A 468-nucleotide genomic window follows, 5' to 3' on the forward strand; every position below is an offset into this window, starting at 1 on the left:
CGCCGATCTGGTTCTCGTTGCGCAGGTGGGTGCGCGTGTACTCGTCGGTCAGGTTGATGGCCTCGAACTGCAGGCGCAGACGCTTGTCGAAGTTGTAGCCCAGGCTCAGGTCGAACTGGCCGTAGGGCTCGACATACAGCGGCTGTGCGCCATCCGTGCCGCCGAAGTTGGCCGCCAGGAACTGGCCGCGCCAGTTGTAGGCCAGGCGCGCGGTGTAGGTGTCGTTCTCGTAGAAGCCCACCAGGTTGCCCGAGTTGCCCAGGCCCACCAGCACATCCGTCTGCGCGCCGACCTTGTTGTTGTCGTAGCTGAGGTTGGAGCGCACCTTGGTGAAGTTGGCCGACACGCCGAAGCCGGTGTTGCCGAAGATGTGCTGCGCGTTCAGCTCGATGCCGTTGAGGCGGCTCTTGCGCTGATTGTTCTGGAAGGTGCCCATCTTGAACACCAGCAGCGGGTCGGTCGGCTGGC

The 468-nt window shown here is 63.9% G+C and carries 1 protein-coding gene; it reads right to left on the reverse strand.

Features of this window, described 5'->3' with window-relative positions; translation table 11 throughout:
• A partial coding sequence (locus C1I99_RS33050) for a TonB-dependent receptor domain-containing protein (protein ID WP_158554131.1) occupies positions 1-468 on the reverse strand: 468 nt, incomplete at both ends.

This window comes from Micromonospora deserti (genome assembly GCF_003236335.1).
Classification (GTDB): Bacteria; Actinomycetota; Actinomycetes; order Mycobacteriales; family Micromonosporaceae; genus Micromonospora; species Micromonospora deserti.